The sequence below is a fragment of the Micromonospora sp. DT53 genome (assembly GCF_049841535.1).
Classification (GTDB): domain Bacteria; phylum Actinomycetota; class Actinomycetes; order Mycobacteriales; family Micromonosporaceae; genus Micromonospora.
On sequence record NZ_JBNCKM010000007.1, the window covers coordinates 1 to 13,958 of the forward strand.

The 13,958-nt window shown below is 69.3% G+C and carries 10 protein-coding genes; 5 read left to right on the forward strand and 5 right to left on the reverse strand.

Annotated elements, in window-relative coordinates:
* Nucleotides 1–474: 474 nt before the first annotated feature.
* Complete coding sequence (locus ACLQ3B_RS21940) at nt 475–3,756, reverse strand: tetratricopeptide repeat protein (RefSeq protein WP_425782565.1); 3,282 nt, start codon at nt 3,754–3,756, stop codon at nt 475–477.
* Nucleotides 3,753–4,226: a hypothetical protein gene (locus ACLQ3B_RS21945; protein ID WP_145796082.1), complete on the reverse strand. Its 474-nt coding sequence runs from the start codon at nt 4,224–4,226 to the stop codon at nt 3,753–3,755. Before ACLQ3B_RS21945 ends, ACLQ3B_RS21940 begins: the two co-directional genes overlap by 4 nt.
* Nucleotides 4,227–4,600: 374 nt before the next feature.
* On the opposite strand from ACLQ3B_RS21945, the gene ACLQ3B_RS21950 reads away from it, so the two are divergent.
* The 3 genes from ACLQ3B_RS21950 to ACLQ3B_RS21960 all read left to right on the forward strand — a co-directional run bounded on the left by ACLQ3B_RS21950 (nt 4,601) and on the right by ACLQ3B_RS21960 (nt 6,138).
* Complete coding sequence (locus tag ACLQ3B_RS21950) at nt 4,601–5,185, forward strand: transglutaminase-like domain-containing protein (protein WP_387125243.1); 585 nt, start codon at nt 4,601–4,603, stop codon at nt 5,183–5,185.
* A 494-nt stretch (nt 5,186–5,679) separates the two neighbouring features.
* Complete coding sequence (locus ACLQ3B_RS21955; protein ID WP_425782566.1) at nt 5,680–5,970, forward strand: hypothetical protein; 291 nt, start codon at nt 5,680–5,682, stop codon at nt 5,968–5,970.
* A 33-nt stretch (nt 5,971–6,003) separates the two neighbouring features.
* A complete protein-coding gene (locus tag ACLQ3B_RS21960; RefSeq protein WP_269215519.1) occupies nt 6,004–6,138 on the forward strand; it encodes a hypothetical protein in 135 nt (44 codons plus the stop codon).
* A 52-nt stretch (nt 6,139–6,190) separates the two neighbouring features.
* Here ACLQ3B_RS21960 and ACLQ3B_RS21965 read toward each other — a convergent pair whose 3' ends face one another.
* Nucleotides 6,191–6,661, reverse strand: coding sequence for a hypothetical protein (locus tag ACLQ3B_RS21965; RefSeq protein ID WP_425782567.1), 471 nt, complete (start codon nt 6,659–6,661; stop codon nt 6,191–6,193).
* A gap of 249 nt (nt 6,662–6,910) precedes the next feature.
* On the opposite strand from ACLQ3B_RS21965, the gene ACLQ3B_RS21970 reads away from it, so the two are divergent.
* Nucleotides 6,911–8,077: a PucR family transcriptional regulator gene (locus ACLQ3B_RS21970; RefSeq protein ID WP_425782568.1), complete on the forward strand. Its 1,167-nt coding sequence runs from the start codon at nt 6,911–6,913 to the stop codon at nt 8,075–8,077.
* 1,244 nt (nt 8,078–9,321) lie between these two features.
* On the opposite strand, the gene ACLQ3B_RS21975 is transcribed toward ACLQ3B_RS21970, so the two are convergent.
* Nucleotides 9,322–9,585 carry a hypothetical protein gene (locus tag ACLQ3B_RS21975; protein WP_355139557.1) on the reverse strand — a complete coding sequence of 88 codons (264 nt, stop codon included), beginning with the start codon at nt 9,583–9,585 and terminating at the stop codon, nt 9,322–9,324.
* 189 nt (nt 9,586–9,774) lie between these two features.
* Between ACLQ3B_RS21975 and ACLQ3B_RS21980 the strand changes: the two genes are divergently transcribed.
* Nucleotides 9,775–10,428, forward strand: coding sequence for a DNA-binding response regulator (locus tag ACLQ3B_RS21980; RefSeq protein WP_328534780.1), 654 nt, complete (start codon nt 9,775–9,777; stop codon nt 10,426–10,428).
* Here the strand turns inward: ACLQ3B_RS21980 and ACLQ3B_RS21985 are convergent.
* Nucleotides 10,334–13,927, reverse strand: coding sequence for an AAA family ATPase (locus tag ACLQ3B_RS21985; protein ID WP_425782569.1), 3,594 nt, complete (start codon nt 13,925–13,927; stop codon nt 10,334–10,336). The genes ACLQ3B_RS21980 and ACLQ3B_RS21985 overlap by 95 nt on opposite strands.
* Between the last annotated feature and the right edge of the window lie 31 nt (nt 13,928–13,958).

The following is a 13,958-nucleotide window of genomic DNA, read 5'->3' on the forward strand; positions in this document are numbered from 1 at the left end:
GCACCACGCCATCCTGCCCTCACCACGGCCCCCACGCCGACTCGATTCCTTGACGAAACCCATAGGGGCACCCCCCCGAAAACCCCTGGCTGAGGTTGACAACCAGTGACAAGACGCGACTACTGCTTGATCGTATCTGTGCAGCTCAGCGCCTATTTCTGACAGTCAATGACATGGTCCGGGTGGCTACGGTTGGTAACAAGGGGTTTTGACAAGCGATGACAAGCCCTGCACGAGGCTTGACAAGAGGTTGTCTTGGGTTCAAGTCACTCGTTTCCCTGAGCGCTTGATGCCGGGTCGGCGCCGCGGAAGGCGCGTCGCGACGAGCTTGGCCGCAGCGCACTGCAGCGAGCGAACGCTGCGGCCCAGCTTAGATGGCGCGCGCTCACCGGCGTCGAGCTGACCGGGGGCCGTCCGCCGCGGTTGCCGGCGGATGACGGAGGTCTGCGCGGCGGACGGTGGTGTGAGGGGAGGTCATCCGGGCCGGGCTCCGCTCCTCGCCCGGGCGTACGCCATCAGCGCCATCGAGAACCGGCGATCCCGCTGGATCGCCGGATTCGTGCGGGCCAACTCCCGGTAGATGCCGACCGACTCCTCGGCCGGAGCCAGGGCCTCCGTGCGCCGTCCCAGCTCGGTCAGCCGGAGACTGAGGTTGCACAGCGCCTGCGCGGTGGCGGGCAGGTAGACGGCCGGGTCGGCTTCGGCCAGGTGCCGGTACAGGTCCGCGGCTTCCCGGCAGGCGGCGAGAGCGTCTTCGTGCCGGTCCACCATCGACAGGTAGACACCCACGTTGTTCAGTGACTGCGCCAGTTCGGGTAGGTACGCGGTGGGAGGTGCGCCGGCCAGCTTTCGGGTGACGGCCACGGCTTCCTCGGCGAACCCGATGGCCTCCTCGCCGCGCCCCACCAGGGCCAGGAAGCCGGCGAGGTTGTTCAGCGACTGGGCTAGGTCGGGCAGGTGGCTGGCGGGCTCGGCCCGGGCCAGTTGCCGGGCGATGGACACGGCTTCCTCGGCGCAGGCCAGGGCCCGCTCCGGCTGGCCCAGCCTGTCCCACACCAGGCCGAGGTTGTGCAGCGCCTTGCCGAGGTCTCCCCGGTGCGCGGTGGGGTTGGCCGCGGCGAGCCGTCGGTGCGCGTCCACGGCTTCCTGAAGGTGGACGAGGGCCTGTTCCTGCCGGCCCAGCTCCGTCTGCGCCAGACCGAGGTTGCCCACCTGCCTCGCGAAGTGCCCCAGGTAGGCGGCGGCCCCGGCCTCGACCAGCCGTCGGCCGATGGCCGCGGCTTCCCCGCAGAGTGCGAGGGCCTCCGTCCACCGACCCAGCGCGGCGTGGACCTGACCGAGGGCGTTCAGCGACCTGGCGAGTTCGGGCAGGTACGCGGTCGGTTTGGTGTCGGCCAGTTGTCGGAACACCTCCGCGGCTTCCTGGCTGGGGGCGAGGGCCGCCGTCGGCCGGCCCAGTTCGACCAGGGTGTTGCCGAGCGCGGTCAACGACCTGGCGAGTTCAGGCAGGTACGCGGTCGGGTTGGCGTCGGCCAGTTGTCGGAACGTGTCCGCGGCTTCCTGGCTGTGGGCGAGTGCCTCCTCGGGCCGGTGCAGGTGGACCAGGCTGTTCCCGAGGTTCTGCAACGATCGGGCGAGTTCGGGCCCGTGGGCGGCGCGGTCGGTGTCGGTCAGACGGCGGCCGATGGTCACGGCCTCCTCGGCGAGCGCGAGTGTCGCCGCGTGGCGGCCTAGCTCCGCCAGGAGCTTGATGGCGTTGTTCAACAGCCCGGGGAGGTCGGGTAGGTAGCCGGTCGGGTCGATGTCGGCCAACAGCCGGCCGATGGTCACCGCCTCCTGGGCGTGGTCCAGGGCCTCGTCCCACCGGCCCAGGCTGCCTTGCACCGTGCCGAGGTTGTGCAGGGTTCTCGACAGGTGCGACAGGTAGGTGGCGGGATCGGACCGGGCCAGCCGGCGATATGTGTCCCCGGCTTCCTGGCTGTGGGCGAGGGCCTCTTCCGGCCGGCCCAGTTCGGACAGCACCTGCCCGAGGTTGTGCAGCGATCTCGCCAGGGCGGGCAGGTGGGTGGCGGGGTCGGCGTCGGCCAGTCGCCGGCGGATCGCCACGGCTTCGGAGATGGGTGCCAGGGCGTCGGCGTAGCGGCCGGCGTTGGCCAGTCGCCAGGAGCGGGTGGCGTGCAGGCGGGCCTGTTCCGCCGGATCGTCGGACTTGGTGAGCCGGCGCGTGATGAGGACGTCGACGACCGCGGCGGCGCCGACGTCGAGGTCGACGTGTCGGTCGCCGGGCAGCAGCGCCTCGACCGCTTCCAGCGCGGTGACGTCGACGTCGGTCATGCCGGCCAGGGTGCTGAGGGTGGCGCTGCCGGCGATGATCGCGAGCTGTGGCCGGTCGCGCAGGAGTGGGAACAGGTGGGCGGGCCCGAGGTGGGGCCAGCGGGCCGCGGCGGCGGTCAGGAAGGTGACCGCCCGCGCGGTGTACGTCGCGGCTGTCGCCGGCGGCCGGGGGCGGCCCGAGGCTGGTGACGGTTGCTCGCGCAGCAGGTCGTGCAGCCGGGTGGGGGCCCACGGGTCGGCCGGGTGATCGGAGCCGGGCAGGGTGTGAGCGATGAAGTCCTCGGCCAGCCGGTCCGGGTACAGCGGTTCGAGCACGGTGGCCCGATGGGGGTCGGCGGCCGGGTAGCAGCGGCTGTGGTCGCTGATGATCCGTTCGGCGGGCAGTTCCCGCTCGACGCGGCGCAGGAGCCCGGCGGCCTCGGGGTGCGGGAGCGGGCCGGCGAGGGCGGCGGTGAAGACGGTACGGGCCATGACATCGTCGGGCGTGCCGTGGTTCAGCCCGCGGGCGCGGCCCTCGTACAGCCGGGTCCAGTGTTGACGTTCGCGGTCGAGCAGGTAACGGGTCAGCAACGTGACCTGGGTGGGCGGCTGGGCGCCGGTCGCGCGGGTGTCGACGGCGACCAGCGCGGCGACGTGCACGGTGAGGGTGAGCCCGAACTCCGGATGACCCAGGTTGGGGAGTCGGGGGACGGCGTCCGGACCGGAGAGACCGTAGACGGCGGCGAAGCTGTCGTGGGCGGCGGTGAACATGGCCCGCCGAGCATCATCGTCGTCGGGCAGCGGGGCCAGGTACTGCTCGGACGTGCCGGCCTGGACGCGGGGATCGTCCAGGTTGGCGCGCAGTGCCGGCCACGTGGACGCGCTGCGTGCCACCATCAACACCCGTGCCGGTTTGTCGGCCCGGTGGAGCAGGGCGTTGCGCAGCAGCCAGAGCAGGCTGGACAGCGGGTACCGGTCGGCGTAGTCGACGATCAGCAGCACTCCCCGGTGGCGGTCCGGCCGCAGGTCCTGGCTGCCCAGCAGGGCGCTGGGCGTGCCCACGTGGGGCACCGCCGTGACGACCTTCCAGCCCTCGTCGGCGGCCTGGGCGGCGAGGTGGCCGGCCAGCCGGGTCTTGCCCCGACCGCCCGGGGCGTGCAGCCAGCGCACCGCCAGTCGCGGCCCGGTCTCCCGCCAGGTGCGCAGCTCGTCCCGTTCGGACTCGCGGCCGGTGAACGGGACCACGCGGGAGTGCGCGTTGAGCATCCGGGAGGGCATTTCGCGCAGCCAGCTCCAGTCCGGCGGGTCGGGCCGGCGGTGCTCCTCCAACAGATACAGCGGCGTCCCGTCACCGAAGACGTGCAGGTCGGCGCCGATCACCCCGTACGCGGTGCCGGCGCCGGCGGAAACCTGCTGCTGGACGAGGAGGGGGTCGACGGTCATCGGGGCTGACCCGGGTCGGGCACCGGGCCGCTCGGGTCAGCTTCCGGCGGGGTGGGGTGGTTGACGATGCTGCCGAACATCACTCCCTGAGCGGTCGCGCCGGAGGCGGTCGCGGTGATGTGCTGGATCCACTGCTGCTGCGCGGTGGGTAGCCGGGTCACCAACTCGTCACGCAGGTCACGCACGCCGTCGGCGGTGACCGGGTCTTCCTCGACCAGGTCTGACAGCCGCGTCTGCCAGGCCGGCAACAGCCGTGCGCGTACCTGGTCACGCTGGGCGGGCGGGGCTTGTTCCACCTCCGCGGCCAGGGCGTCCAGCCGCCGGACCGCGGCGGTCTCCCGTCGCGGGTCACCGCGGCCGAGGAGCCGGGCGAACCCGGAGCGTGCCCCCTGCCACACGTCCGTCGCGGCCGCCTGCACCAGGACCGCCGCCGCGGACGCGCCCAACCCCGCCAGCCAACCGAGATCCACGTTCTCCTCCTCATTCGAAGGAATCGAGGCATTTCCACGCTAGCAAGCCGGCGCGACGCGGGGTCCGGGCTCGGGCTCCGGGATGAGTCGGGAATCGGTCGGCGCGCCGTGCCGGCTGCCGAGGCCGGAAACCCCCAGCCGCCAGCCAGAATAGGTCGGCAGGACTGGCACTCGCTTCATCCGGCTGTCGTAATAGTTGGTAGCGCGCGACAAGCGGCAGATCAGCGCGTGTATCCGCAGCTGCGTCCGGGAATGAGGGTGACAAGCGAAGCGTGGCTGCGGTGAAATAGTGCCGTTACCGCAACGCGACGAGGTCATGGCGCGATGGAGCAGCCTCGAACCCGACTGGACAAGCGGCGGGGAAAGGGACAGCTATGCAACTGGTCGCGGGCGAACCGATGGAGTACCTGGGCGGTGACACGGTCGTCGAGGTGGACCATCCGGCAGTGCGGGCGTTAGCTGGTGAACTACGCGCGGCGCATCCGGACGACGTCGACTTCATGCGGGCCGCCTTCGCATGGGTTCGTGACCGGATCCGGCACTCCGTGGACGCCCAGGATCCGCGGATCACCGTCACCGCTGGCGAGGTGCTCAGCGCCGGCGTCGGCCTCTGCTATGCCAAGTCGCACCTGCTGGTGGCCGTGGCCCGGGCCGGCGGCGTTCCGGCCGGGTTGTGCTACCAACAGCTGACCGACGGGGGAGAGCCCTTCCTGCACGGCCTCGTCGCCGTATACCTCACCGGACGCTGGCATCGCCAGGACCCGCGCGGCAACCGCACCGGCATCGACGCCCAATTCCGGCTCGGGCGTGAGCAACTGGCCTACCCGATCACCGACGGATCGGCCGGTCTCGACTTTCCTGAAGTGCACGTGCGACCCTCGCCCAATGTGATCGCAGCCCTGCGCGGTGCTCGAGACGCTCTTGAACTGTGCCGCGCCGGGTTGCCCGCTACGCCCTGAGTCGGCACAGCGGATCTGGTCGAGAAGCCGCTCCAACCGTGCGAGCGCGCTCTCCTGCACGGTGAAGGCGCTGCGGATCTCATCGGAGACGCGCGATCGGCGGTTGCTCAGCGCGAGCGTTCCATTCGGTCTCGTCGTTGCACGGTCCCCGTTGGGCACGTGGATGCTGTAGATGGCGGGCCGCGACCTCGGGCCGGTGGAGCATTCCGCCCTGTTACCTGATGGTGCGGTGAATAGCTGGCGCCTGGTCTCCGCTAGACGTGCGGCCTCGCACGCGTGGTTCCTAAGCTCGACGAGCACCGTGATGGGTAGTGCGAAGCCCGTGGGCAGCTCTTCGGCTGCGGAGCACCCCTGCCGCACCCGTCATGTCCTCGGTGGCCAGTCCAGCATCAGCTTCGCCTCAACCTTCGGCCATCACTCGGGCCCCTCAGCGGCTAATCACGCCCACCACTGCCTGGGACCAGCTCTGAGCCGAAGAAAAACTCCACGACAAGTTGAGCGTCAAGGAAGTCGGTCTATCCGATGCCCATCTTCCTGACCAAGGTGAGGACCTCTACGACAGGCCGCTGCAGCGCCGCGTACGCCGCGATATGGGCGCCTCCTTGCTCCGGGTCCGCGCCGAGGCCCCCCAGCTCGCCGACCAGCTGGGCTGGCAGTTGCAGGCGGTGCCACCCGCTTGGTGCTCGATCGTGCTGCCGTCACGTACCCCGCAGCAATTGGCCGCACACGTTGCGGAAGCCAACGCGAGGGGGCAGGAGCTCGCCCGCAGGCTGGGTGTCAAATGAGAGCCGCCGGGCGACCGGCGGAAACAGCGGTTATTGACCTTCACACGTGACGAGGTCGGCCGCCGCGTCTGCCCGCGCGGCGCGATGACCTGGTCGGTCAACTGGGACGTGACGAACGGCAACCGCTTCGCCAACACGGTCGGCCCGCACCTGGACGCGCTGCCCTAGACCGGCACCGCCGGCACGGATCCCGCAACGGGATCCGTGCCGGGTGGGCCGATCAGATGAACGCGAGCGAGCTGAAGAACGCCGGGTAGCAGTCGACATAGATGTCGTAGACGCCGGGCGGCACGTGCACGGGGCCCAGGGTGGCCCCGTTGGAGCACCGGGCGCTGACCGCGGTCGTCGGCTGGCCGGTGAGGGTGCAGCCCTGGAACACGATCAGCCACGGGTCGACGTACTGCCCGGCGTACGGGCAGGAGCCCGACATCACCGAGAAACCGCCGCCCTTCGCCGGTGAGGCAGCGGCCGCCGTCGACGTCGTGACGCTCAACGTGCCGGCGGAGCTCGCCGATGCCCGCTCGGTTCCGATGGCGGCGACAGCCGCGTCGCCGCTCGGCGCGGGTGCCGCGACCGCCGCGGACGGTGCGGCCATGAACGCGGCGAGCATCGCCGTCGCGGCCAACAGCAGACTGGATGCGCGGAGAATGCCGGATCGTGCTCCGGCGGAGGGTCGACTACGCCATGTCATAACCAGAACCACCTCTCGAGTGCTGTGCGATCTGCGGATGCCGGGGCGCGTACCTGGTCGCGCCCGACCCGGCCGGGCCGTCGTCTGACGTCCATGGCGAAGCGTTCCAGGGTGCCGGTGGCCGGGTCTTCGTGACAGGGCGAGAACCGGGTCGCCGGCGTACCCCGGTTCTTGCGAATGTCCGCAAGGCTGTCCGGTCCGCGTCAACCGGGCGGAGTGGCCGGAACGCATCGATTACCGTTGACCGGCATGGGCGGTCTGTTCAGCCTCTGGCGGCAGCGAGTGGCCGACAACGCCCGCCGGGCGGTGGACGCCTACCAGGAGGAGTTGCTGGAATACCGCAATCTCGCGGCCATGCCGCGGGTGCGGTCGGAGATGCTCGATTTCGCGGTCTTCCTCCGTCAGCGCACGGTCGACCTCGCGGCGGACAGCGCGCCGTTCCACGTGCAGGATCTGGACCTGATGGCCGCGATGGGCCGCCAGCGCGGCGAGAAGGGACTCACCCTGACCGCGCAGCGGCAGGTGCTGCTCGTGCACACCCGGCTGACGCTGCGTGAGGTGTACGAGGCGGCCGGCCCGAACGACATCGCCGCGACGATGCACACGCTCGCCTGGCTGGCTCCCGCAGGACTGGCCGCGCAGGGCGCGTACACCCGGGGCTGGATCGAGGGGCAGCGGCGCACGCTGGCGACCGCCGCCCAGGTGCGGCTGCTGACGGTGATGCTGCTGGCCGGCGACGACAGCGCGACCGACCTGGCGCGCGGCCTGCACATGCCGGTCCCCGACCACGTCGTCGCGACGGTGGTCCGGGTGGCCGGCGGGTCGCCCGGGCCGGACCAGGCGGCGCGGGACGAGTTCGCCGGCGCGCTGCTGAAGACGCACTGGATGCCGCTGAGCTGGCCGGAGCCGCACGAGGTGGTCGCGCTGATCCCCAGCTCGCCGGGCGGCCGGCAGCCGGCGGTCGAGCGCGGGCTCGCGCTGGCCCGCGACGTGGCCTCAATGACCGGCCGGCCGTGCGCGGCCGGCACCGCGCCTGGGCGGGTGCGCGCGTTCGACGACGCCGTGGCGCTGGCCCGGCAGATCAGCGAGGTCGCACCAGTGCGGGCCGTGCCGCGCCACGCGTACACGGTCACCGACGTCTTCGCCGAGCTGGGCGCCGCCCGGCTGGCGGAAGTCGGGCAGTGGCTCCAGGTGGTGGCGGCGCAACTCGACGCCGGCCCTGACCTGGTCGCCACGCTGGACGCCTACTACCAGCACGACATGAACCGGCTCGACACCGCGGCCGCGCTGTGCATCCACCCGCGCACGCTCGACTACCGGCTGACCCGGGTGCGCGACCTGACCGGGCTGGAGGCGGGCTCGACCCGCGGCGTACGCGTGCTGAGCACCGCCGTCGCCCGGATCCTCGCCGGCTAGATCAGCAGCCGGGGTGAGCTCCATGTTCTTCATACTGATGTAGCTCAGCTTGTTACCTGACCACCGCCCGGGTCCAGCGACGCCCAATCCTCGGTGGCCTGATCAACCAGTATTCGCAGGCAGCGTAGCCGAAGCTCGATTTTCGAGCCCGACAGGCGAATGGACCGCAGCAGAACGTCTCGCCGATTTGCTCGCCAAGCAGGGTTGCATTGACGAGCTCCGCCACCGAGCACCGCGGAAGGGCTGCCACAGATTCGGTCAGCACCCATGCCGTGAGGCAGGCGCGACGCGGTGGCAGGGCCAGCGGGGGCGATCAGACCTGGCGGGGTTCTGTGTGGCACCCCCGTTTATCCCCCGAAAACCCCGCCCAATCGTTGACGAAGGGTGACAAGGAGCGATGAGCGCCTGGCGGTGTCTCCGCAGCTCAGCGACCACTATCGGCAAGCAATGACAAGCTTGGTTCGGTTACTGTTGGTAACAAGGGGTTTTGACAAGCAATGACAAGTCCTGAACGAGGCTTGACAGCAGGTTCTCCTGGGTTCAAATTTCCCCGATCCTCACGAGGGCTGGCCTGGCAGAGAAACCCCCGCGGTCACGGTAGTCGACGCGTGCATGTGGAGGGAAACAGGAGTCTCAGGTCGGAGCACCTCGCCGGCCTGCGTGGCATGGCCCAAACCCTCTGAGCTACCGGCGGAAACTCTCCACGGAACCCGGGACGTTCAACTGAGCTGCTTGCGAGCTAGCCGGCAACAGGCCATACAAATGATCAGTGCACTGGGCGGGGCTCGCTGTGGTTGTCCTGTGTCCCCACGCTTGGAGGCTTCGGCCCATGATCCCCTTGCCATGTCCAAGATGGACCTACACTAGCGCCCGTCTCCTCGGCTTCCTCAGCGCGTTCGATCCAATTGGTCAGTACCTTTCACGAGCATTGGCAGGGGCTCTGCCGAGCCCGAACAGGCAAGGTCGCCGGTCGCGTTAGTCGTTGTCCGGCGCTGGAGTTCCGGCCGCTTGCCGGATTAGGTCCAGTAAAAGCTGCTGGTGCGCGGTCTACGCATCGTCTCGGCTTTCCGCATCGTGACCAGCGCGGCCGGAACCGTCGGTCTGCTCCCCGGGTCCCAGACGCCGCTGGTCCGCTAATCCAAGGAGGGGAGATCGCCGCCCCGATTGCGTGCCGCCTGAGGGAGGCCGCCGCCATGATCGCCGGCATCGCGCTGTCGATCAACGGTGGCTGAACAGCCGGTTAATCATCCGCCTGGGTGCAGAGTTTTCTGGACCCAGAGGACCATTCCCTTGGTGAGTTCGGACAGGGGCTGAACCTGTCGGACCCTCTGCCTCCGCTGAGATTCGGTCAGTTTGCGGGCCAAGCCCTCATCCCAGTACTCCTTTATGACCTCGGCGATCAGGTCGTACAGCTCGGGTGAGGGCGGCGGTACAGGTGTCGGCAGCGGCAAACCGCTGACGTCGAAATCCTGGTGAGGTGGATCGCTGGGGTCGTCGTCGTAGACCACGGCAACTCCTCGAAGGCGTAGGTGCACCGAGCGTAAGGACATTGGCGCATGCCGAATACCGACCGATATCTGCCGTGGTCGTGCCAGGAAGTGGCAGAAACCTGACCTGCTGGTGAGTCGACGGACCGGTGGGCGAGCACAAGTGCCTACGCTGTAGCCCGCGCGGACGAGAAGGGATGTCCATCACCGGTGACCGTCCATGTCGCGGTCCTCGACCCCCTGCCGATGTATAAGCAGGGAGTGGCCGCGACCCTGTCCGCGATCGGTCACATCGTCGAGACGCCTGAAGACCCGCTGGCATGGGTCCGCCGGTCTCCGGGCGCGGTCGTGCTGTTGACGTTGATCGGGCACGGCGACTGGGATCTGCTGTTCCGGTTGGGGGAGGAAATGTCACCCCATTCGGTGATCGCTGTGGTCGAGGACGACGTCGTGGTCCTCGGCGTTCGGGCGGTGCGTGCCGGTGCCCGCTCGGTGATACCGCGCTGTGTCACCAACGAGACGTTGCGACGCACGATCGAGGCCACGCTCGACGGTCAGGCGGTCCTGCCCGCCGGGGTGGCGGTGGCGCTGGCCTCCGGCGAGGAACACTCGCTTCCCCCGGCGGAACGGTTGGAGTGGCTGCGTCAGCTTGCCGAGGGAGTCACCGTGGCGCAGCTCGCCCAGCGGGCCGGGTACTCCGAGCGCGCGATGTTTCGCCTGTTGCAGGCTTTGTACAAGGAGATCGGTGTACGCAGCCGCCTTGAGGCCATCATGCGGGCTCGTGATCGGGGTTGGTTGCCGAGAGCTCGTCCAGCACCGGCTGCAATGGACCCCGGGGGCGGCCGCGGAGGTCGATCCGGCTAACCAGGAACCGCAGAAGTCTGCGTAGGCCCTCGCTCTCCGGTGCCCCGGACCGTGACTCCCGGAAGGCCCGCACGGCGTCGTCGACTGGAACGTCGCGGTCGAGAACGTCATCGCACATCGCGAGTGCTCGGAAGTCACCAGCCGCGAAGTCGCGGGGATCGTGCCGGTAGCGGTCGCCGGACTCGGCGGCCAACTGCCGAAACCGCATGCTGGCGATGGCGGGGCGGCGCTGGCGCCGGGCGACCACTGCCTCGAGCGCGAGCACGACCAGCGAGTGGCCCGGGCGCCGGTAGCGTCTGACCGAGAGGATCTCCTGCGCAGCGACGCCCAGTTCGCCGTTCTCCAGGTGCACGAGACAGAGGGTCGTTCGAGCTCGGGTCAAGATGGCCGGGTCGTGCAGCTGCTGGGCCAGCTCGACCGCCTCGGCAGCACGGGCGTGTGCAGCCGTCTTGTCGCCTTCCCAGAACAACAGGTCAGCCTCGCCGTCGGCGAGCGCCGCCCGATGCCAACGGCCGGCGCTGTCGTTCGCCCAGCGCTGCGCCTCCTCGATCCACCGGCGGGCGTCGGGCAGTCGGGCGAGCTCGGCATGCCAGCGGGAGAGCTTCAGGGCGAGGGTGACCCTGCGGGCCGCAGCCCGGCGGGCGGTCGGCGTGTCGGGGTAACCGTCCTCCGAGGGCAGGCGGTATGCCGTCTCGACGTGATGGATGGCTTCCGGGAACCGTCCCCAGCGCCGGTAACAGTCGGCCAGGCCCTCGAGCCCTCCCATCCGGAGGACCGGATCGCCGAGCTGCTCGGCGCCGTCGAGCACCGTCCGATAGCGCGCGAAGGCCTCCTCGGCATCGTTGTCGAGCCAGGACATCGCGGCCAAGTTGGCCCCGATCCTAAGCTTCGCCACCTCGTGCCGATCCTGTTCGGCGTGGGCGAGTGCACGCTGATAGGCGGCCCGCGCCTCGGCGAAGCGTCCGCGCGAACGGTGGATGCCGCCGATCGCACTCTCGTTGGCCATCTCGAGGTACGGGTGGCCGAGACGGCCGCGCAGCGTGTCGCGGGTGTCGAGCAGCAGGAAGGTGTTGTTTCCCTCGCGAAGCCGGTCGTGGATGTTCTCCAGCAGCTCGTACGCCGACTCGAACTCGCCCGCCTCGATCAGCGCCCGCAGCTCGGCGAAGTGAACTGCAAGATCAGCCACGGATCGTGGATTCCGGTTGCGCATCTCCTTGAGACGGGCCGCCACGTCGGATGACAGGTCCCGAGCACCTCCGTTCATACGCTGGAGAATCGCGTCCGCGTCGGCGTCCGTGAGCTCGTACCGGTCGCCGTCCCGCCGCACGAGCATGCTGTCGGTCAGTCTCTCCAGCGCGTGCAGAGTCTCCTCGTCGGCCGCATCGTCGAACAGAGCCAGAACGTGCTCCTCGGCGACCGGGATCCGAAAGGCCGCCAGCGCCTCCAGTACCCGGCGAGCCGGTGGCTCAAGGTCGTTGAGCAGCAGACTGAGCAGGGTTCCGGGCACCTCCCTCGGTGCGAGGCCGGACAACTCGTCGACCAGCGCGCGCAGCCGGACGCGGTGAAGGGACAGCACGCAGACCGCGTGGAACAGGTTGGTGAGGCGCGGGTTGCCCTGTAGTACCCGGTAGAGCTGGCCGAGCCCTTCGTCGTCGAGGCGCCGCACCCGCGAGGAGCCACCGGGGCGCTCCCGCAGCAGACCCACAAAGTGGTCGTAGTTCAGGCGCGCAATAGCGATCGGTGGTTCGGTCACGGCCCACGTGCCGTCCGACGGGGAGGTCGGCACGACGCTGGTGACCAGCACGACCGAGACACGGTGCTCTGGTCGCGCGCTCAGCGACTCGAAGGCCTCGTCCAAGGCGCCGTCAGTGAGCACGGCGCCCGGCCCCAGCAGGTGCTGCGCATCCTCGACGACGATGACGATCGTCTTGTCTCCGATCGCGTCCAGCGCCGCCTCCAATCGGGCCGACGAAGACTCACCCGGCCGCAGTTCAGCCCCCGGGGCTGTACCACCCTCGATGCACTCGATGAGGGTCTTCGTGTCCAGTAGGGCCCCGCCGACGGCTGGCGTGCGGAACACCTGGACCTGACTGCTGTCCAGACCGCTCAGTACCCTGCTGACCAGCGTCGACTTGCCGACCCCGCGCGGCCCGACCACGACGACCACGCCGTACGGCCCGTCGACCAGCCGCTTGCGCAACGCCACCCGTGCCGGTTCGTGGAAGGCCGGGACCGCACTGCCGTCCGTCGCTCGGCGGGGACGGGAGCGCGATGCGTTGGCGTCGGCTCCCGGCAGGATGAACTCCAGGGGAAGTTGTAGCCGGTCGGTGTCCTCGATCTCGCCACGGGGGAGGAGTTCGGTGGCGGCATGCGCGGCGAGCCAGAAAAACCACTGCCGGTCGGCCGGTGTGAGCAGTGACCGACCGGAGAGGATCAGCCCGATCGCGGTGAGACAGACGAGCCGTTGTTTCGGCCAGTCGCCCAGAAGACCGTTTGCGTTCGCGTATTCGTGTTCGGCGCCGTAGATGCCGGAGATCAACCGGCGCATCTCCCGGTCGAGCTCCGAGGAGAGCTTTCCATAATCGGTCTGCGGATGCAGCAGCGCGTCCCTTAGCGCGGCCTGGTTCACTGCCTTCTGCTCGCGTAGGCGCATCGCGATGGTGGTGCACATCAGATAGCACGGATCCCACGCCAGGAGCCCGTCGGGGCGGTATCGCGAAAGGTCGATCAGCCAGTAGTTAGGCGGATCGCCAGCCTCCGTGGCCACCAGCAGGTTTCCCGGATGCAAGTCACCGTGGGTGTGCCCGCGGAAGGGATACAGATTGACGAGGTCACCGAGCGCTCTGCGGGTGGCCAATGCGAAGGGATTGACGAGGTCCCCGTCCGGGTGACGCAGCCAGGTCTTCGGAGCAGAGACAAGGCCGGCGTAATTGTCCGCCCAGGCGTGCAGGATCCCACCCGGCTCGATCCGGTCTCCCAGCAGTTCCTTCAGGATCCGGCCGGCGGTCATCGGACCACGCGTCACCGTGTTGGCATTCCAGTCGAGGAGCAGTGACCGGATGATGGCCTTGCAGGTCGCCGCTGGATCATTGTGCTTCTCGAAGATCTTGTCGAATCCGATGGTGTTGTCGAATCCGCCCCCCGCGACCTGCTGAAAGGTGATCCATCCGCCCCCCAGCAGAGGCTTGACGGGAAAGTTGTAGCGCACCAGATGGTCGAGCCCGAGCGGCGTGACGTGCCACTCCGCCAGCTGATTGGCTTCGAGTTCAGTGAGAGCCCGCTCCGGCGCAGTGTCCACCTTGATGATGGTTCCTTCGCTGGATCCCGTCCTCCCCTGTGCGTACACCCCGAACACCCGGGCCGACGTGAAACCCGAGGCCGACCAGTTGACCGGGGTCAGACGGACGCCGGTGTCCTGCGCCCACGCCCTGAGCGCGGCCTTCGCCGGTTCCGAATCGAGCTGGTCGAGGATCTCCTCGAGCCCATGGTCGCGCTCCATCGCATCCTCCTGATGTCCAAAAGGGGCGGGG